Consider the following 17,283-nt stretch of genomic DNA (forward strand, 5'->3'; position numbering starts at 1 on the left):
TTAAATTTAAATATAGCATTAGCAATTTTTATACTTATCGTGCAAGCCCTTATTATTTAAAATCATGGGTGTTATTTTTTCTAATCGGGTTTGTTTAGTAGCCTTTCGTTTAGCAGTATCTATATACGCGCAATACTCACGTTGTTTACTAGGTGTTAGGTTTTTAAAAGCATGGTTTAGTGTAGGATTAGCGTTTAATTCTGCTTTAAGCTCTAAGGGTATAGTAATATCTTTTTTTGTAGTTCTAGTGGGCTTTATTTCTTTTCCTAACTTTTGGTTTTCTATAGCTTCTTTTACATAGGCCAAAACTATATTTTTGTCTATAGACTCTATAGTTTCAAAACGCATTTGCCTTAACGCTTTGGTTTTGTTCTCTTGGGCGTTAATTAATACGTTATGGGTATCCTTCAAAAAAACACCATTAAAAAACCAAATACAAAAATGGTTTTTAAAAGCCCCTAAACCTAAAACATTTTTGCCATTAACCATATAAATAGGGGCATTCCATTTTATGGCTTCTTCAACCTGGGTAGCTAATATAAGTGTTCTTAATAGGCGTAATGCCGCACTAAAATTACTGTGTTCCTCGATGTACTCTTCAACCGAATAAATTTTTTTCATAACCTCATTCAATTTTTATTTGATATTTAGTTAAAAGCCCTTCTATATTTAGCAACGAAAATTTAGCACCTTTTAAACGGTTGTTTTCGGGGTCTATTTTAAAATTATTAGCAGTTTTAAAATTTGCGTTTTCTAAGTTGGTGTTAAAAAATGTTGAGTTTATTAAATTACAGGCATCAAAAACAGCATCACTTAAATTACAATTTGTAAAATCGACACCCTCTAATTTAGAGTCTTTAAACAGTGTTTTTTTAAGATTCATTTTAAAAAAGGAGGCATGGTTTAGTTGGCATTGCTCCACTTTAATAGTAAAAGCAAAATCACTACATTTTTCAAAATCTAAACCAAGTAGCTTACATCCTTTAAAATACACATCTTGAAAACTAGTATCGAAAATATTAGCCGAACTTAAATTACAATCATGAAACTCGCACTCTATAAATCGTGTGTGCGATAAATTGGCATTTAAAAAAACACAGTTTATAAAGGTGCATAATTCGTAATCGCCTTTTTCAAATTCATTTTCGGTAAAGGTTTTATTTTTAAAAGTTTGCTCGTCTATAAAATTATGCTCCATTATTGTATTGGTTTACTATAAATATAATTAATCTGCTATAAAAGCCTATAGACATAACAATTTTAAGGCCAAGTAAAAAAGTTTTACAAAATAAGTTTGGGCGTTACCACAAGGGTCGCGCTTTCACTACTCGCTCCTCCTTAGGTCGGGAGCTCAAACAGGCCGTTCAATCGCTAACGCGGGTGCTTGCTCTTGATTTTGCTTTGGTTAAAAGGGGAGTTTGTTTGCGGTTTTAGGTTATAATACAAAACGAGAAACTTAGCTTAACTTTCTTTTTAAAACCTTAGCAGCTCTAGTATAGCCACTACTTCCACCATCAACAAAATGGATGTGTTTGGCATTTCTATTTTGTACATAACACGACATAATGCTTCGGTTACTAACATGAATGCCATAAACAATGTGCTTGTTTTTTTCTAAACCATCAAGAAAGGTGGTTAGCAATTTTCTTTGTTTAGATGTTCCAGAAATAACCATGTTTATTCGCCCATCTATAACGAGAATATCCGATAGTTGAGTTAGCTCTTTTAAATAGGTTCTACCGGTTTTATTGGGTAAGTAATAAAAGTTGCCAATAAGTCCAGTAAGCCAAACCTTTAAAAAGTTTCTAACTCCAAACTTTTTATTGCTTGCCTTTAGTTCGGTCTTTATTTTTTTATAATTAAAATTCAGTTTTAATTTTGGTACAGAAATGGGGTTCCTGTTTTTTAAAGGGCCATAAATTTCATCTGTTTTTTCTAATATACTTTTAAAAATAGGAGCTTGGTCGGTTTCGTTTGTTGCGCTAATTAATAAGGACACCACTTCGTTAGAGTTTTCTGGTGGCGGAATTTTATTCCAGCGACATTCCATACCATCTAAATCTAATACGTCTGTTTGTTTGTTTAAATTATCAATTACAGGATCTTTAGATTTTATAAGATTTTCGGCAAAATGTAAACCGTTTCCTAATACAACAGGAATAGTAAGTAATTTGTTAATGCTTGCCTTGGTTATTTTTAATTCCTGATTGTTTTTGTAAACGTGCGATACAGGAACATGCCCAACTCTTAAATAAATATCAAATTCTTTTTTAATATTTTCTTGGTGCAAAAGTAAAGCCTCCATAATGTCATGCAGTAAAACAGGCGGGATTAATAGTGTTGCACCATCGCCACCAAAGAAAAAAGGAATATCTATGGATTGTTTTTTTGCAATGTTTAATGCGGCTACAATACTACCGGTGGCTATTAGGTTTACTAATTCCGATAGGCCTTTTTGAACCGACACCGTGGAGCCTTTTATATCGGTAATAACAATAGACCAATTATTAGGAATCCGTTTAAAAAGCTCTGGTTTTGAAAGTAATTGGGTTACAGGTTCTTTATAATTTGTAAGATTGGTATAAAAAAAAGTGTCTTCCATATTAGCCTTATTTCAAAACCCATTTTATTTTATTAGTTTTTTGTTGCAGTAGCGCTACAACGAAGTACGGCATTTTTTATAACAAACTAAAGGTAAATTGGTAACTTAATTTAAGGCAGCTTTATAGGTTTCTAAACAACGTTCTCTTGCAAATTTATGCTCCACAATTGGTTTTGGGTAGGTTAATTCTTGAAAATCTGGAACCCATTGTTTTATGTAATTAAGGTCTTTATCAAATTTTTGAATTTGGGTAGTTGGGTTAAAAATCCTAAAATATGGAGCAGCATCAACACCGCTTCCGGCCACCCATTGCCAATTCCCAATGTTACTAGCCATCTCGTAATCGTGAAGTTTTTCGGCAAAATAAGCTTCGCCCCAGCGCCAATCTATAAGTAAGTGTTTGCAAAGAAAACTGCCTACTAACATTCTTACTCTATTATGCATAAAACCGGTTTGGTTAAGTTGGCGCATACCGGCATCAACAAGTGGGTAGCCTGTTTTTCCTTCGCACCATGCTTTAAATTCGGTTTCGTTATTACGCCACTCAATACGATCGTATTTAGATTTAAAACTATCTGTTTTTGTATGCGGAAAGTGCCAAAGAATTTGCATAAAAAATTCTCGCCATATTAATTCTTGCCAAAATATTTCGTTTTGTTCTGCAATGGCTTTTTTTACCATTTTCCTAACGCTTACTGTTCCAAAACGCAAATGCGGACCAAGTCTCGAGGTGCTGTCTTTGGCAGGAAAATTACGCGTATCGTCGTACTCCTGTATTAGTGTTGGCGTTACGGTATATGGTGCTATGTTCTGTTTGGATGTTTTAAAACCAATATCACTTAAACTTAAATTTGGCAACCTGGAGTGTTCTATTAAATTCCCTAAGTACGAATTTGTATAATAAATCTCTAATTCTTTTGTGTGGAACGTCTGTTTCCAAAGTTTCATGTATGGGGTGTACACCACGTAAGGATCGCCATCTTTTTTTACAATGTCGTCTTTTTCAAAAATAACTTGATCCTTAAAAGTTTTAAATGCAATGTTTTTTTCGGCTAAAAAGTCCTTAATATGTTTGTCACGCTCTTTAGCGTAAGGTTCATAATCATGGTTGGTAAACACGGTTTCAATACGGTATTCTTCAGCTAAATTTTTATAAATATCAATGGGTTTACCATGATACATTGCTATACTACTGTTATGCTCGTCTTGCAAAGTAGAGCGCATGTCTTGCAACGTGTTATGTATAAAGGTTACTCTAGCATCATCTTCCGGTAGTTTATCCAGAATTTCGGAATCGAAAATAAAAATTGGTAGTACAGGGTTATTAGATTTTAGGGCTTCAAAAAAGCCCACATTGTCATCCAATCTTAAATCGCGCCTAAACCAGAAAATATTTACTTTTTTACTCATTAAATGTTTTAAATTTTATGTTTTTTGTTGCAACGGGTTATTTTGTTTTAAAGACTTGTGTTGCGATGCCGTTACAATTAATATGCTATTCAAATTTTAGAGTTCTCGATTACCTAGTATTTTCCAAATAATTCTTCCAATTTTGTTGTTCTATAACTAAAAATTTCTTCTAACTTCGGTTTAACCAAAATGGGGTGCACTAATTGCCCCAGCAAACCAAATGGTACTTTGTAATCTATAATATCTTCCATTTCAACACCACCATCAATTTCTTTTATAAAATGCTTATGGTGCCACAGTGCATAGGGACCAAAACGTTGCTCGTCAACAAAATAATGCTTGTCTACGCTATGTGTAATTTCGGTTACCCATTTTGTTTTTATGCCTAAAACAGGTGTAACAATGTATTGTATTATTTGGCCAGCAAACATGGGTCTATCCGCTCCTGATAAGATATGAAATCCCATATAATCTGGTGTTATAGTTTTTAAATTTTTTGGATCCGATAAAAACTCCCAAGCTGTATTAATACTTATAGGTAGGTTTTGTTTTTTATGTAGTCTGTATATTTTCATTTCTTAATTATTTAATAATATATATCCATTGAGAGATGTGGCAATACAAATCCAAATTAAATAGGGGATTATTAGCACTGTTTTGGCACCTAAATCTTTAATGTACATTATGGTAAAACTTGCTATAACTAAGGTTAGTGCTAAAATTGTTATTAATCCAACTAGTACAAAATGCTGTGCAAAAAATATATAGTTCCAAATTATATTAAGTACAAGCTGTAGTGCGAAAAGCACTAAGGTATTTGTATTAGGAAATTGTTTATACAAATAGGCCATGTAGCCGGAAAAGCAAAGCATTATGGTTGTCCACGCAGCACCAAAAACCCAACCAGGAGGTGTCCATGGTGCTTTATTTAAATTTGCATACCAATCGGCTTGTGGTCCATTATCCATGAGCCAACTTCCTAATGCTAAGGCACCAAAATTAATAACTAAGAATATAATAAAGTATTTAAGCAGCTTCATTTTTAAGCATATTTATTTGTTTAGCTATTTCCTGAGCTTTAGCGTATTTTTCATCACTAGCAGCTCTGTTAATAGAAGATAAGGTGTGCCACTCCTTCATTAATTTTTTAAACTGGTCTTCTAGTTTCTCTTTTTTTGATTTTTTTTTGAATAATCCGAACATAATTTATTGTTTTAAATGTTGAGTAATTTTAGAGCTTAATGGGTTAACGGTTGGTAAAAAATAGTCTATTAATTGCCCTTTAGGGTCTACTAAATATTTCTGAAAATTCCATTTAACCGTTGAGTTTTTCTTGCCATTATTAATGGCTTTGGTTAGCCAACTGTATAAAGGATGTTTATGTTTCCCTTTTACATGTATTTTTTCTGTAATTAAAAATGAAACCCCATAATTAGTTTCGCAAAAGGACTTTATTTCTTCAAGATTGTTAGGTTCTTGATTTCCAAATTGGTTACAGGGTAAACCTATTATTTCTAGTTGGTTTTGGTATTTATTGTATAAAGTTTGTAAATCTTTATACTGCGGTGTAAACCCACATTTAGAAGCTACATTTACAAATAAAATATGTTTGTTCTTAAATTGTAATAAATTTATAGGTTTAGTATTTATAGCATTAATTTTAATATCATAAATGGAATCAACACCCATTTTTGTGGGTTTAGCTTTTGTTCGTAATGTTGCTAAAAATGCTTTAATAGAATGCATTACTTATATTTTAAAACTAACTATACCACAATCCATTTCGAAGATTTGACCCGACATGGAAGCACAACTATCTGACAAAAGAAACACAGCCATTTCTGCCACTTCTTCTGGGTCTAGAAACTTTTTAAGAGGATGACGTTCTGTGATATTTTCAATCATCTTGTCGTTTCGTAAAAGTTTAGAGGCTAGTTCCGTATTAGTTACTGTTGGTGCAATGGCGTTAATACGAATGGTTGGTGCTAACTCTGCACCTAAAGATTTTACCAAACCTTCTACGCCCGATTTGGCCACGGCTATACTGGCGTGATAAGGCATTCCTAATTTGGCTGCTACGGTACTAAATAGGACTATAGAAGGCTGCTTGCCATTCTTTAAAATAGGAAGGTAAGTTTGAATAACGTTTACAGCACCAAGTACATTAATTTCAAAATCGTTTTTAAAATCATCAATACTTAATCTGGAAATAGGTTTTAAATTGATGCTACCAGGGCAATATACTAGGCCATCGGCCTGTTCAATATTTGGTAATTCATCATTAATAATATCGCACGAATGGTGAGTTAGGTTGTTGTGCGATATTTCGGGAATGCTTCTGCTTAAGTTTATAACACGGCAAGAAGTTAATAGTTTTTCTATCAAAGCTTTTCCAATGCCCTTGCTTCCACCAACTACAATTATTGTTTTCATGGTTTTCAGGGCATTTTATTTGCTATGGCCTGCCCTTTAGCCTTTTTTCAATTTTTTGTTTTATAACGGTCAATCGCTTCATTAGGTCCATTATTTCAGGATCTTTTTCTTCCTTATAAATGTTGTTTAATCCTAATATTAAGCTTTTTACTTCTCTAGACGATTCGATGCGCTCACTTGTAGTTTTAAAAGTGTGTTTACGTTGCTCAAATTCTAAAGCCTTATCAATAATCTCCATAATTCTGTTTTAATCTTTAATCTTTTCTAATTGGTAATTTTTTGGATTACCAATTTTGCCAATATAGTAAATTATGGTAGATTAACTATTTTTATATAGAATTATTAGAAAAATTTTAATACTTATTTGCGAATTCTATCAAATATCTTATGTTTTTATAAAAGTTTACCTTTTAGTCGACGTTCTATTTTTCTTTTTATTACGGTTAAGCGCTTCATGATATCCATGATTTTTTCGTCTTTCTTTATTTTATAAATTTCATTTAAATCTAAAATTAGGGCTTTCGCCTCTCTAGAAAGTTTTACACGATCGCTGGTGGATAAGGATCTCATTTTACGGTTTTCAAACTCTATTGCTCTTTCAATTAATTCCATGGTTTTAACTGTTTATATGGTTTTGAAATTCTGTTATTTTTTCGGGGGTGTTAAATGTGCCGCCATAATATGCGGTTACGGTAGATGATGTATCATCTTTTATACCTCTAGACGACACACATAGGTGTTTGGCTGAGATAATTACAGCCACATCGTTAGTGTCTAGAATTGTTTTTAATTCGTTTGCAATTTGATTTGTTAAACGCTCTTGTACTTGCGGACGTTTAGCATAATACTGCACAATTCTGTTTAATTTCGACAATCCAATTACTTTACCTGATGAGATATACGCCACATGGGCTTTACCTATTATAGGTACAAAATGATGTTCGCAATTGGAATAAAATGTGATATCCTTTTCAACCAGCATTTGGTTGTATTGGTACTTATTGTCAAAGAGTGCTATTTTGGGTTTGTTGGCAGGATTTAGACCAGAGAAAATTTCGTCAATATACATTTTTGCGACTCTTTGTGGTGTGCCTTTTAAAGAATCGTCGGTTAAATCTAAGCCCATAACATCCATAATTTCTTCAAAAAGAATGGAAATACGCTCTTTTTTATCGGCGTCAGAAAGTTTAAAAGCATCTGGTTTCATGGGTGTTTCTAACCCTGTATATAGGTGATCGTCTCCAATGTCGTTTAAACTAAAGCCATTTAACGTGTTGCCGTTTTTAGTTGGTGTTAACTTGTCTGTTTCCATATTTTCTTTTTTATGTGCTGTTTCGATATATTTAAGTCAAACAAAGCACTGTTTAACGTTTTGAAATCTTGTTATTCGAAATTTGTCTTTGTCGGGTGCATTTAAAACGCCCTTTTTGGAATGCCCTTAATTTTTCATGTTTGGTATGCCGACCTTGAACGCGCTTTCGCCAAAGTTTGAAACTGTTAGGTTTCATTTCTTTGCGCATTAGTTTTATAACCTCTTGCTCATTTATGTTAAATTGAAATTTTATGGCTTCGAAGGTTGTACGGTCTTCCCAGGCCATTTCAATTATTCTATCTATATCCTGAATGTTTAAATTCATCCTTGTAAAAAGTTATATTTTTCGTCGTATTTTATTTTTTCATCTAGCATTTTTACAAAGAAGTGTTTATTTTCTCTAAACATTTTATTGTTTTTAAAATGAATGAATTTACCTTTTGCGTGAATACTTAAGCCGTTAGTTCTGTAAATAACCAATTGATAGTATGGAATAGGCCAAGTAAAATTTTTAAGTCCTTTGTTAATATATATTAAAACACCTGCTTTTCGTAATTCTAGGTTAGCATAATTAGTATCGGAAACGGTGTTCATGTATGCCTTTAAATTAGGACTTACATCTTCAATTATCATACGTTTAGAGCCAACACCTTTCATTTTAAGAGACTCCAAAAATGAAAATGGTTCACCAACCAAATCATTCAAGATTTCTTTATGCTTTTTGTTAAAATGTGTAGAATCAAGTATCATTTTATAATCTTATACTTTCAAAAATACAAAATGTTTATCTTTTTAACAAAAAGATTAAACAAAAGTATATATGGTACTATAAGAATTATTTATGGTTTCTTGTTAAGCTGTTGTTATGTAAGTGTTTAAGTGATTATTTTGGTCTTTTTAATGTGTGCTTTTTAAGTATACGGGTGCTTTCTTTGAGTACTTTTTTGTTTTTGCGAAGATTCCAAAGGACGTCTGATGCTTTTTTTCGTGTAGAATCTAGCTCAACAATAGGGTACGGATAATCTACACCAAGTTTAAAATTTAAAAACTGTTCCTCTAGAGGCGTCATTAGGTATGGTTGGTGTGCAAATGGAATTTCAAGATTTTCTAGTTCGGGTACCCATTTTTTTATAAAACGGGCTTCCGGGTCGTGTTCTAAACTGTTTTTAATGGGGTTGTAAATGCGTAACATATTAATGCCTGTTTCTCCAGCTTGCATTTGTAATTGTGGAAAATGAATACCTGGTTCAAAATCAAGAAACATCTGCGATAAGTGGGTAGTAGCTTCCTGCCAAGGTTGCCACAAATTATGGGTTAAAAAAGAAACCACTAAGGCTCGCATTCTAAAATTTAAATACCCCGTTTCGTTTAAACAGCGCATACATGCATCAATTATGGGATAGCCTGTTGTACCCGTTTTCCAAGCTTTTAAATAGTCTTGTGATATACTTTTTTTTAGTTTATGAAACCCTTTGTTTATACTAGCTTCTTCCATGGTATGTTCCATTTCAAATTTTTGTATAAAATGAGATTGCCATCGTAAACGAGACATAAAGGCTTCCAGAGCTTTTTTGTGTTTTGATGTTTTTTTAAGATTATAGGCCTGAGCGTATACTTCTCTAATCGATAAATTTCCCCAAGCTATGTACGGCGATATACGGCTACAACTGGACCTCGATAATTCTGGTTTCGAAATGTGCTGCATATAATTCGGGTAGCGTTCTTTAAAAAAAGAGTTTAGGTACTTTAAACCCATGGTGCGTCCGCCTTTTTGGAATATGGCGTTGCTTGGTGTGGTTAAATCGGGGATTTTAAAATGAGCTTCAATGGCTTCAATTTCGGGTATACTTAATAATTGATTGGCATTAGGAGCGAAGTTTAATGGCGTAATTTCAAAATACGAATTGCATAACGCCATCCAATTGTCTCGATTTTTTAGACCTCGCTGTACGCCGTTATTAATGTTTTCCACCCAAGTAATAAGATTGTTTTTGCAGAAACGTTCAAAATTCTTATCGCGCTCATAAGTCACTAAAATGCCTGTTTCTTGATGCGAAAAAACCTTAGTGATACGGTATTTTGAAAGTAACTGATTAAAAACAGCAATTATGTTAGATTGTGCAATAAATACTTTGGAGTTGTAAGGCTTAAGGTTGTGGTTAATATCTACTAACGATTCTTTTATAAAGTTCCAGTGGCGTTCACTGTAGTGCGGATCGTTAAGTAATAAAGGCTCAAAACTATATAAAATTAAAACCTGTTTGCCTGTAGCAAGGGCATTATAAATAGCTTCGTTATCCTGTAAACGCAAATCGCGTTTTAGCCAAACAACATGTAATTCGGGTTTAGTATTCATCTTGATGGGCTATTATATGTTGGGCTCTTTCTTTTAGTTTGGCTAAGTCTGGAGTTTTCATTTTATCTAAAACGCTGTACATCATTTTCATTCTAAAATTATTTTGTAACACTGGTCTTTTAGAATCTAGAAAATTCCAGTATAAACTATTAAAAGGGCAGGCGTTGTCTTCTGTTTTTTTGCTTTTATTATAATGGCAATTATCACAATAATTACTCATTTTATTAATGTACGACGCAGAAGATACATAGGGTTTTGTTGCTATTTTACCACCATCGGCAAATTGGCTCATGCCTCTGGTGTTGGTAATTTGAACCCATTCCACAGCATCCACATAAATACCTAAGTACCATTTGTCTACCTCGTCGGGATGTGTTTCTGTTAACAGTGCATAATTTCCAGTAATCATTAAACGCTGTATGTGGTGGGCATAACCATTATCTAGCGAGTTTGTAATGGCTTGTTTTAGGCAATTCATTTTGGTGTTTCCTGTCCAGAAGAAATCGGGTAACTTATTTTTGTTATTTAGTTGGTTTTCATTTTTAAAACCGGGCATTAAAGCCCAATACATACCACGCATGTATTCTCGCCACCCAATAACTTGTCTTATAAAACCTTCTACCTGAGAAATACTAATATCTTCACCATGTTTGCGGTAGTAATTGAGTACCGTTTTTACCACATCTTTAGCCGAAATGAGTTTTATATTCATGGCAAAAGATAATCGTGAATGGAAAAGGTAGACTTCATCGGTATGCATGGCATCTTGATAATCTCCAAAATGCATTAAAAGTGCTTCGCAGAAATACTTTAGTTGCTCTAAAGCTTGTTTTCTAGTAATTGGGTAGGAATAGGTTTTGGTATCAAACTTTCCAATAGTTTTTATTTTAGATTGTTCAATGTCAAGTAAAACGGCATCCACATTATTTTTAAATACCTTGTAGGTAGGTATATCAACATCGCCTTTCCATTTGTTTCTATTACTTTTATCGTAGTTCCATTTACCGCCTTCGGGTTGTCCCGCATGCATTAAAATATCATGTTTTTTACGCATATCGCGATAAAAATTTTCCATGAGATATTGCTTTTTACCCTCAAAAAAGGTTTTTAAATCATGGCGATTGGTATAAAAATGTTCGGTAGAGGAGACGCTATATTGTATATCGATAGTTTTGCAGAACTCTATTAATTGGTGGTCTAAGCGGTATTCATCCGGTTCTAGATATTCAAAGGTTTCTATGCTATGTTTTTCTAGGACCTTTAAAAGGTTATCGGTTAAACTTTGGGTGTTTTCCGCTTGGTTTATTTTGTAATAAACAACGTGGTGCCCTTTGTCTTTTAGGTCTTTTGAAAATTGACGCATTGCCCCGAAAAAACCAATAACTTTTTGAATATGATGGGTAACATAATCTGTTTCTTGGCGCATTTCAAATAAGCAATACACAACGTTATCGTTAGGTTCTTTAAACCACGAGTGTTTAATGTTGAGTTGATCGCCTAGTATAAGTCTTAGAATTTTCATTTAAAAAAGAGTTTCTTGTAACCAAAGGTTTTGAAATTTTCCGTTGGCATCGTAACGTTCGGCTTGGAGTTGTACATTAAATTTTCGGTCTCTCGGATCGTTGCCCACACCCGATACATACATCCAATTGCCATAGTTACTGTGTACATCGTAATCTAGTAGCATAGATTCAAAATATGCAGCACCAATTCTCCAATCTAACATGAGTTCTTTTGAAAAATATGATGCCACATTCTGCCTACCTCTATTACTCATCCATCCTGTTTTTTTTAACTCTATCATGTTTGCATTAACAAATGGAGATGCCGTTGTTCCATTTATCCAATGGTTTATGTTTGTCTTATTCGTATTCCAATGGTAGTTTTTGTTAATAATGCCGCTAATTTTAAAAATACTACTGTTATGTTTTAGTGAAACATATTTAAAATAATCGCGCCAAATCAATTCGAAAATAAGCCAATATGTAGAGTCGTTTTTAAAATGTTCTGTTTCAAACTTTTTAACTTCCCAATAAATTGTTCTGGGAGAAAGGCTACCATTTGCTAACCAAGGCGAAAATTTTGAACTAAAATCTGTACCTATTAAGCCGTTTCTTGTTTTTTTATAAAAGCCTAATTTTTTTGTTTCGAAAAAGTAATGGTTTAAACGCTTTAAAGCGGCAGTTTCTCCACCTTTAAAAGGAAAAGCGCTATTACAGTGTTTTTCGAAATTTTTAAAACCAAGGTCGGTAAGTTTTGGTATTTTAGTTTCGTTGTTTATTTGTTGATTTTCCTTAGCATGTATATAAGAAGTAGAAGGTCTTACACGACTTTCTTTTTCAACTTTTTTTCTGAAATTTGTAAACACTTGCGGTATATTTTCAAGGTTTAAATTGATATCTTCTGGATGAAATAAAAATTGATTAAACAGCTCGCGCCATATCACCTTATTAGGAATTAAAGCTTTTACTTTTTTAATACTATGCTTCTCCTCACTGGTCCATTCCTTTTGAAGGTAAATGTTTTTAATATTATATTCTGAAACCAGTTTTGGAATTACTTGTTCTGGTTTGTTGTGAAATACTAAAAGCTCAATGTTTAAAGATTTAAGATTTTTCTTTAAATTAGAAACACTTTCAAGTAGGAATTGAGCACGGAATTTTTCGGTTTTTTTAAAACCAAATGTACCTGTATTAAAAAGTTCTGGGTTAAAACAAAAAACGGCTATAACAGCTTTGTTATTTTCTATTGCGCTATTTAAAACGACATTATCATGTACACGCAGGTCGTTTTTAAACCATACTAATCCTGTGTTTTGTTGCGTCTGCATTTTTCACTACAATATTTAACGTTACTCCAATTCTTTTCCCATTTTTTACGCCAAGTAAAAGGCCTTTGGCATACCATACATATTTTTTGAGGTAAATCGCCCTTTTTACGCTTCAACATTAACGAGTTTGTTAATCATGCCACTAAAGATAAATCCATGAAAAGGCAATACACTATACCAGTAGATCCTGCCCCAAAGTCCGCGCGGTCTAAAGGTTGCAGTTTGTTTTAGTAAGCCCTCTTCAATTTTAAATTCTAGCCATGCTTCACCGGGTAAACGCATTTCGGCATAAAGCAGTAGTTTTTGTTGTTTTTTATCGGCAAAAATAACGCGCCAAAAATCTAGAGCATCGCCAGCATCTAATTCTGTTGGGCTTGTACGGCCTCGTCTTAATCCAATGCCACCAAATAATTTGTCTATATAGCCACGTAATCGCCATAAAATGGTACCATAATACCAACCCGTTTTTCCTCCAATAGCCCAAATTTTGTTTACGGTTTTTTCAGCATCTTGTACTTGTCGTTCTTTATAATCGGTAAAACAGCCGTATTTAGGTACGTTTACATATTTGTGTAATTGGTTTCTTAATCTGCCACTACTTACCATCGAGTCTTTCCAGCTAGAAACTATACTGTTTTGTTCTATTTTTTCGAAAGCTAAAGCCACTGCTTCCTTATAGGTAAGTGGTGTAACCCCAAGCATTTTGTTGATATTACTTGGTTTTCCTATAATTTGAACACCCATACTATCCACTAACGAAGAGGCCAGTTTGTACGATGTTGATGTTACAAAATAAAGCCAATACGACGATAATTTTGGTGTCATTACTGGTACGGTAAGTATGTATCGCTTAAGTTCTCTTACCTCGGCAAACTGCAGTAACATTTCTTTATAGGTGATAACTTCTGGTCCAAAAACATCGTAACTATTATTAAATAGTTTTTCGTTTCCTGCAGCTTTAGATAAAAAGGCTAGAACATCTCTTACCGCTAGAGGTTGTGTTTTAGTATTTAGCCATTTGGGCGCAATCATAAAAGGGAGTTTTTCAACCAAATCTCTTATAATTTCAAACGATGAACTTCCAGATCCAACAATAATGCCCGCCTTAAAAATGGTAAGCGCATAGGTTTTAGACTCTAATAGGCTTTCAACATTTTTTCTAGACTGCAAATGTTTTGATAATTCTTTCTCGTTAGTTATACCGCTTAAGTAAATTACTTGTTTAACCTCGGTGGTTTCAATGTAGTTTTTAAAGTTTGTGGCACAACGGGCTTCAAGCGATTCAAAATCTTTTGACGAGTTGGACATGGAGTGGATTAAATAGTACGCCACATCAATTTTTATAGGGATGTTTTCTAAAGTTTCTGGTTTTAAAAAATCACCTTCAATAACATAAATATTTTCGTCTTTGGCATAACTTTTATCGGCTCTAAGTCGGTCTCTAACAACACATACCACTTTATGCCCTTCATTTAGTAAAAAGGGTATAAGTCGTTTGCCAATATAGCCTGTGGCTCCAGTTACAAGAATATTCATGTGTTAGTATAAAAGTTAGCACTGTTAAAAATTTAGTGGTAATCAGCTTTTTGCATTCAGTACTTTTGGTCGTTGATACCCATAGCGATTATTTGTGTTGGGAATGGCATAAGCGTCTAATCCGTTTATTGCAGCGACTTCGGCTTTAGCAAGGTTAATAAAACCATCGTCTTCTAGAAAAGTGTCATCCACATACAATCCAACTATCTTTCCTATTACTAATATAGTGTTATTAGCCTGTATACCATATTCTTCTACATATTCCATGGCTAATTGTATAGGCGAATTTTTTACAAATGGTGCAAAAAAATCGGCTTTGTACTCTGGGTTTAATTCGGTAACATCAAACTCCGAAATGTCTTTAGCATATTTGGCAGATGTATGGTGCGCATCTTCAGTTATGCTATTATAAATATGGTTTATAGTAAAACAACCTGTTTCCTTTATGTTTTCATAGGTGTTTCTAATTACTGTGGTTGGTCTTAAAAAAAAACCTAACATAGCTGGACTCGAACCAATATGAGTAACCGAACTAAAAACAGCTAAGTTTTCGTCGCCTTCTTTAGATTTTGTTCCTAAAAGATTGGCAGATTTATATCCAGAACAACTATTTATTAAGTTGATTTTATATAAATGCTCTAAGTTTTTAATATGGGTTTCGTTAAAGTACGTCATTATAAGTTTAAATAATTATTTATTTTAATGTTTTGTGCTTTTAAATCGAACATGAGGTTATAAAGTCCAAAAAAGGTTCTGTTTATGTATATAAAATGTTTGGAACCACGATTACCATTCATCTTTTTTAAATCGGTGCTTTTAGAGTAGCGTTCCCCTAATTCGGCAATTTTTCCAAAGAAAGTAGCATCCGAAAAATCAAAGGTATCTTGGTGAAATGGTTGGGTAAATAGACTTAACATATCATGAAACATTTCTGTAAAAAAGGCTATTTCTTCTTTACTATCGTATTCTCTAAGTATTTCTAGTTCGTATAATTTTGAAACAAAATAGTCTTTATTGTTAATGTTTTCTGCCTTGGCTAATTCGAAATAAGGTGTATAAAATTCCATAGGAATGGTTTTCATACACCCAAAATCGAGCGCTATTAATTCACCTTCTTTATTTACTAAAAAGTTTCCAGGATGTGGATCTGCATGTACTTTTTTTAACTTATGTATTTGAAACATGTAAAAGTCCCACAGTGCCTGACCTATTTTATTTGATTTTTCTTGATTCGTATTACTGGCATTAAATTCCGAAAGATGTTCACCTTTCATATAATCCATAGTTATAATACGTTCAGAGGAGTAAGCCTCATAATAATTAGGAAACAAAAGGTTTGGAATATGCGCACAATCTTTAGCAATTTCTTTGCTTTGTTGCATCTCTAAAACATAATTGGTTTCCTCTGTTAACTTGTTTTCAACTTCTTTAAAGTATTTATCGGAGTCTTTTCCTTTTATATTAAACATGCTCATAGCTATTGGTTTTACCATAGCTAAATCTGAAGCAATACTTTCCGCAACTCCTGGATATTGGATTTTCACAGCAAGTTTTTTCCCATTCTTTGTTGCAATGTGCACCTGACCGATGCTTGCAGCGTTTACAGAAGTTGCGTTGAAAGTATCAAATAAGTCATTTGGATGTTTTCCAAAATATTTTTTAAATGTTTTTATTACTAGTGGTGGCGATAATGGCGGTACCGAAAATTGTGCTAGCGAGAATTTTTCCACATAAGCCTGTGGCAAAATGCTTTTCTCCATACTTAACATTTGCGCTACTTTAAGTGCACTGCCTTTTAATTGCTTTAAGCCGTCGTAAATATCGGTAGCATTACTCTTATCTAGGCGTGCTTTAGCATCTTCGGGGGTGTTAACTATTTTATCGCCGTAATATTTTAAATAATTTACGCCTACTTTGGCGCCTGTAGCTACTAGTTTAGTCGCCCTTTGTATTTTCGATGTTGGTATATTGTCTATAGTTTTCATGGGCTATTAATTCATTTGAAATTTTTCTTTAAATAAAAACTTACCTAAGTCTATTACACTTTTTAAAGGCGCAACGTCAATCACATCAAAAGTGGTGTTTACAGATTTCTCAATATATATGTCTGTTTTTTCAAAAGCGGCCGATGTGTCTTCCAACCAAAACTTCATGGTTAGTATAAGTTGTAACCAAGCCGATTCTTTTAGTGCTCTGTCTTGAATTTTTTCTACTTGCTCCTGTTTAATATCTAACATTTGTATGCCCAATTCGCTAATAAATTGCGTAAAATGTGCTTTTAAACCCGTAAGCATTTTTAAACCTTTAAAGTCAGTTTTATACTTGTCCAACACATGTTTAACATAACTTCTGTTGGCCGTTAAATTCTCGAAAAAAGTGTAATAGAAACTTAAAAGCTTGTTTCTGGCATCAAAAATTTTGTAATCTTCACTTTTATTTAAAGCGGCTATTGTATTTGTAAAAAAGGCTTCAAAAATACCTTTCTCTACAGCCTCAAAAGATGCAAAGTGCTCGTAAAATTTAGCTTCTTCAAAATTATTCATTTTGGAAAAAGCAAATACTGTTTTAGGATTCTCGTCATGTTCCAACACGTAATCCATGTAATAAGTGATAATATCGTTTTTCGAAACTGTTTTTTTCTTAGCCATGTTTTCTATTATTTATATCAAAAATACAAAATGTTTAACAAATAATCTTAAAAGTTAAACAAAAATTATAATAGCAGTATAGTTTAAATCTATTGTGTTAGTTTTTAAGAGGTTATAAGGTTGTCTTGTAAGATTTTTATTTTAAGCTTTTGTTAA

The 17,283-nt window shown here is 33.2% G+C and carries 22 protein-coding genes; all 22 read right to left on the minus strand.

Translation table 11 applies throughout. The features are described 5' to 3' along the window. Positions 1 to 18: 18 nt before the first annotated feature. The 22 genes from BMY96_RS10300 to BMY96_RS10400 all read right to left on the minus strand — a co-directional run bounded on the left by BMY96_RS10300 (position 19) and on the right by BMY96_RS10400 (position 17,127). Positions 19 to 621 carry a YdeI/OmpD-associated family protein gene (locus BMY96_RS10300; RefSeq protein WP_092851842.1) on the minus strand — a complete coding sequence of 201 codons (603 nt, stop codon included), beginning with the start codon at positions 619 to 621 and terminating at the stop codon, positions 19 to 21. A gap of 4 nt (positions 622 to 625) precedes the next feature. Then, positions 626 to 1,198 carry a pentapeptide repeat-containing protein gene (locus BMY96_RS10305; protein ID WP_092851844.1) on the minus strand — a complete coding sequence of 191 codons (573 nt, stop codon included), beginning with the start codon at positions 1,196 to 1,198 and terminating at the stop codon, positions 626 to 628. Between the two features lie 258 nt (positions 1,199 to 1,456). Then, entirely contained in the window at positions 1,457 to 2,602 is a 1,146-nt protein-coding gene (locus BMY96_RS10310; protein WP_092851846.1) for a DUF3095 family protein, read from the minus strand. 105 nt (positions 2,603 to 2,707) lie between these two features. Further along, on the minus strand, positions 2,708 to 4,012 hold the full coding sequence (locus BMY96_RS10315; protein WP_092851848.1) for a cryptochrome/photolyase family protein: 1,305 nt from the start codon (positions 4,010 to 4,012) through the stop codon (positions 2,708 to 2,710). A 113-nt stretch (positions 4,013 to 4,125) separates the two neighbouring features. After that, the gene (locus BMY96_RS10320; RefSeq protein ID WP_092851850.1) at positions 4,126 to 4,587 is read right to left on the minus strand and encodes an SRPBCC family protein; all 462 of its coding nucleotides are present in this window, start codon (positions 4,585 to 4,587) and stop codon (positions 4,126 to 4,128) included. A 3-nt stretch (positions 4,588 to 4,590) separates the two neighbouring features. Continuing rightward, entirely contained in the window at positions 4,591 to 5,052 is a 462-nt protein-coding gene (locus BMY96_RS10325; RefSeq protein WP_092851852.1) for a TspO/MBR family protein, read from the minus strand. After that, positions 5,039 to 5,215, minus strand: coding sequence for a Lacal_2735 family protein (locus BMY96_RS15865; protein ID WP_139205240.1), 177 nt, complete (start codon positions 5,213 to 5,215; stop codon positions 5,039 to 5,041). Before BMY96_RS15865 ends, BMY96_RS10325 begins: the two co-directional genes overlap by 14 nt. Before the next feature lie 3 nt (positions 5,216 to 5,218). After that, positions 5,219 to 5,758 (minus strand): glutathione peroxidase, encoded by a 540-nt coding sequence (locus tag BMY96_RS10330; protein WP_092851854.1) that lies wholly within the window; start codon positions 5,756 to 5,758, stop codon positions 5,219 to 5,221. Positions 5,759 to 5,761: 3 nt separating this feature from the next. Beyond that, positions 5,762 to 6,445, minus strand: coding sequence for an SDR family NAD(P)-dependent oxidoreductase (locus tag BMY96_RS10335; RefSeq protein ID WP_092851855.1), 684 nt, complete (start codon positions 6,443 to 6,445; stop codon positions 5,762 to 5,764). Between the two features lie 22 nt (positions 6,446 to 6,467). Continuing rightward, positions 6,468 to 6,683, minus strand: coding sequence for a hypothetical protein (locus BMY96_RS10340; protein WP_092851857.1), 216 nt, complete (start codon positions 6,681 to 6,683; stop codon positions 6,468 to 6,470). A 155-nt stretch (positions 6,684 to 6,838) separates the two neighbouring features. Next, positions 6,839 to 7,057, minus strand: a complete 219-nt coding sequence (locus BMY96_RS10345; protein WP_092851858.1) for a hypothetical protein — start codon at positions 7,055 to 7,057, stop codon at positions 6,839 to 6,841. Between the two features lie 4 nt (positions 7,058 to 7,061). Beyond that, positions 7,062 to 7,757, minus strand: coding sequence for a GTP cyclohydrolase I FolE (gene folE / locus BMY96_RS10350; protein WP_092851860.1), 696 nt, complete (start codon positions 7,755 to 7,757; stop codon positions 7,062 to 7,064). A 52-nt stretch (positions 7,758 to 7,809) separates the two neighbouring features. Beyond that, the gene (locus BMY96_RS10355; RefSeq protein ID WP_092851861.1) at positions 7,810 to 8,082 is read right to left on the minus strand and encodes a TIGR03643 family protein; all 273 of its coding nucleotides are present in this window, start codon (positions 8,080 to 8,082) and stop codon (positions 7,810 to 7,812) included. Then, positions 8,079 to 8,507, minus strand: coding sequence for a hypothetical protein (locus BMY96_RS10360; RefSeq protein ID WP_092851863.1), 429 nt, complete (start codon positions 8,505 to 8,507; stop codon positions 8,079 to 8,081). The genes BMY96_RS10355 and BMY96_RS10360 overlap by 4 nt, the downstream gene beginning before the upstream one ends. A 133-nt stretch (positions 8,508 to 8,640) precedes the next feature. After that, entirely contained in the window at positions 8,641 to 10,113 is a 1,473-nt protein-coding gene (locus BMY96_RS10365; protein WP_092851864.1) for a cryptochrome/deoxyribodipyrimidine photo-lyase family protein, read from the minus strand. Beyond that, positions 10,103 to 11,635 carry a cryptochrome/photolyase family protein gene (locus tag BMY96_RS10370; RefSeq protein WP_092851865.1) on the minus strand — a complete coding sequence of 511 codons (1,533 nt, stop codon included), beginning with the start codon at positions 11,633 to 11,635 and terminating at the stop codon, positions 10,103 to 10,105. The genes BMY96_RS10365 and BMY96_RS10370 overlap by 11 nt, the downstream gene beginning before the upstream one ends. Then, complete coding sequence (locus BMY96_RS10375; protein ID WP_092851867.1) at positions 11,636 to 12,943, minus strand: DASH family cryptochrome; 1,308 nt, start codon at positions 12,941 to 12,943, stop codon at positions 11,636 to 11,638. Further along, positions 12,916 to 13,062, minus strand: coding sequence for a DUF2256 domain-containing protein (locus BMY96_RS10380; RefSeq protein ID WP_092851869.1), 147 nt, complete (start codon positions 13,060 to 13,062; stop codon positions 12,916 to 12,918). Before BMY96_RS10380 ends, BMY96_RS10375 begins: the two co-directional genes overlap by 28 nt. After that, positions 13,049 to 14,479 (minus strand): SDR family oxidoreductase, encoded by a 1,431-nt coding sequence (locus tag BMY96_RS10385; RefSeq protein ID WP_092851871.1) that lies wholly within the window; start codon positions 14,477 to 14,479, stop codon positions 13,049 to 13,051. The genes BMY96_RS10380 and BMY96_RS10385 overlap by 14 nt, the downstream gene beginning before the upstream one ends. Positions 14,480 to 14,521: 42 nt before the next feature. After that, positions 14,522 to 15,154, minus strand: a complete 633-nt coding sequence (locus tag BMY96_RS10390; protein ID WP_092851873.1) for a flavin reductase family protein — start codon at positions 15,152 to 15,154, stop codon at positions 14,522 to 14,524. Beyond that, complete coding sequence (locus tag BMY96_RS10395; protein ID WP_092851875.1) at positions 15,154 to 16,464, minus strand: ABC1 kinase family protein; 1,311 nt, start codon at positions 16,462 to 16,464, stop codon at positions 15,154 to 15,156. Before BMY96_RS10395 ends, BMY96_RS10390 begins: the two co-directional genes overlap by 1 nt. Before the next feature lie 6 nt (positions 16,465 to 16,470). Continuing rightward, entirely contained in the window at positions 16,471 to 17,127 is a 657-nt protein-coding gene (locus BMY96_RS10400) for a TetR family transcriptional regulator C-terminal domain-containing protein (protein ID WP_092851877.1), read from the minus strand. Positions 17,128 to 17,283: the final 156 nt, after the last annotated feature.

It is taken from the genome of Algibacter pectinivorans, assembly GCF_900112595.1.
GTDB lineage: Bacteria > Bacteroidota > Bacteroidia > Flavobacteriales > Flavobacteriaceae > Algibacter_B > Algibacter_B pectinivorans.

Coding starts and splice junctions, on each gene's coding strand:
- BMY96_RS10305 (WP_092851844.1), bottom strand. CDS start 1,198: ATGGAGCATAATTTTATAGACGAGCAAACTTTTAAAAATAAAACCTTT.
- BMY96_RS10360 (WP_092851863.1), bottom strand. CDS start 8,507: ATGATACTTGATTCTACACATTTTAACAAAAAGCATAAAGAAATCTTG.
- BMY96_RS10315 (WP_092851848.1), bottom strand. CDS start 4,012: ATGAGTAAAAAAGTAAATATTTTCTGGTTTAGGCGCGATTTAAGATTG.
- BMY96_RS10395 (WP_092851875.1), bottom strand. CDS start 16,464: ATGAAAACTATAGACAATATACCAACATCGAAAATACAAAGGGCGACT.
- BMY96_RS10345 (WP_092851858.1), bottom strand. CDS start 7,057: ATGGAATTAATTGAAAGAGCAATAGAGTTTGAAAACCGTAAAATGAGA.
- BMY96_RS10375 (WP_092851867.1), bottom strand. CDS start 12,943: ATGCAGACGCAACAAAACACAGGATTAGTATGGTTTAAAAACGACCTG.
- BMY96_RS10310 (WP_092851846.1), bottom strand. CDS start 2,602: ATGGAAGACACTTTTTTTTATACCAATCTTACAAATTATAAAGAACCT.
- BMY96_RS10390 (WP_092851873.1), bottom strand. CDS start 15,154: ATGACGTACTTTAACGAAACCCATATTAAAAACTTAGAGCATTTATAT.
- BMY96_RS10355 (WP_092851861.1), bottom strand. CDS start 8,082: ATGAATTTAAACATTCAGGATATAGATAGAATAATTGAAATGGCCTGG.
- BMY96_RS10330 (WP_092851854.1), bottom strand. CDS start 5,758: ATGCATTCTATTAAAGCATTTTTAGCAACATTACGAACAAAAGCTAAA.
- BMY96_RS10385 (WP_092851871.1), bottom strand. CDS start 14,479: ATGAATATTCTTGTAACTGGAGCCACAGGCTATATTGGCAAACGACTT.
- BMY96_RS10365 (WP_092851864.1), bottom strand. CDS start 10,113: ATGAATACTAAACCCGAATTACATGTTGTTTGGCTAAAACGCGATTTG.
- BMY96_RS10320 (WP_092851850.1), bottom strand. CDS start 4,587: ATGAAAATATACAGACTACATAAAAAACAAAACCTACCTATAAGTATT.
- BMY96_RS15865 (WP_139205240.1), bottom strand. CDS start 5,215: ATGTTCGGATTATTCAAAAAAAAATCAAAAAAAGAGAAACTAGAAGAC.
- BMY96_RS10325 (WP_092851852.1), bottom strand. CDS start 5,052: ATGAAGCTGCTTAAATACTTTATTATATTCTTAGTTATTAATTTTGGT.
- BMY96_RS10300 (WP_092851842.1), bottom strand. CDS start 621: ATGAAAAAAATTTATTCGGTTGAAGAGTACATCGAGGAACACAGTAAT.
- BMY96_RS10400 (WP_092851877.1), bottom strand. CDS start 17,127: ATGGCTAAGAAAAAAACAGTTTCGAAAAACGATATTATCACTTATTAC.
- BMY96_RS10370 (WP_092851865.1), bottom strand. CDS start 11,635: ATGAAAATTCTAAGACTTATACTAGGCGATCAACTCAACATTAAACAC.
- BMY96_RS10340 (WP_092851857.1), bottom strand. CDS start 6,683: ATGGAGATTATTGATAAGGCTTTAGAATTTGAGCAACGTAAACACACT.
- BMY96_RS10335 (WP_092851855.1), bottom strand. CDS start 6,445: ATGAAAACAATAATTGTAGTTGGTGGAAGCAAGGGCATTGGAAAAGCT.
- folE (WP_092851860.1), bottom strand. CDS start 7,757: ATGGAAACAGACAAGTTAACACCAACTAAAAACGGCAACACGTTAAAT.
- BMY96_RS10380 (WP_092851869.1), bottom strand. CDS start 13,062: ATGTTGAAGCGTAAAAAGGGCGATTTACCTCAAAAAATATGTATGGTA.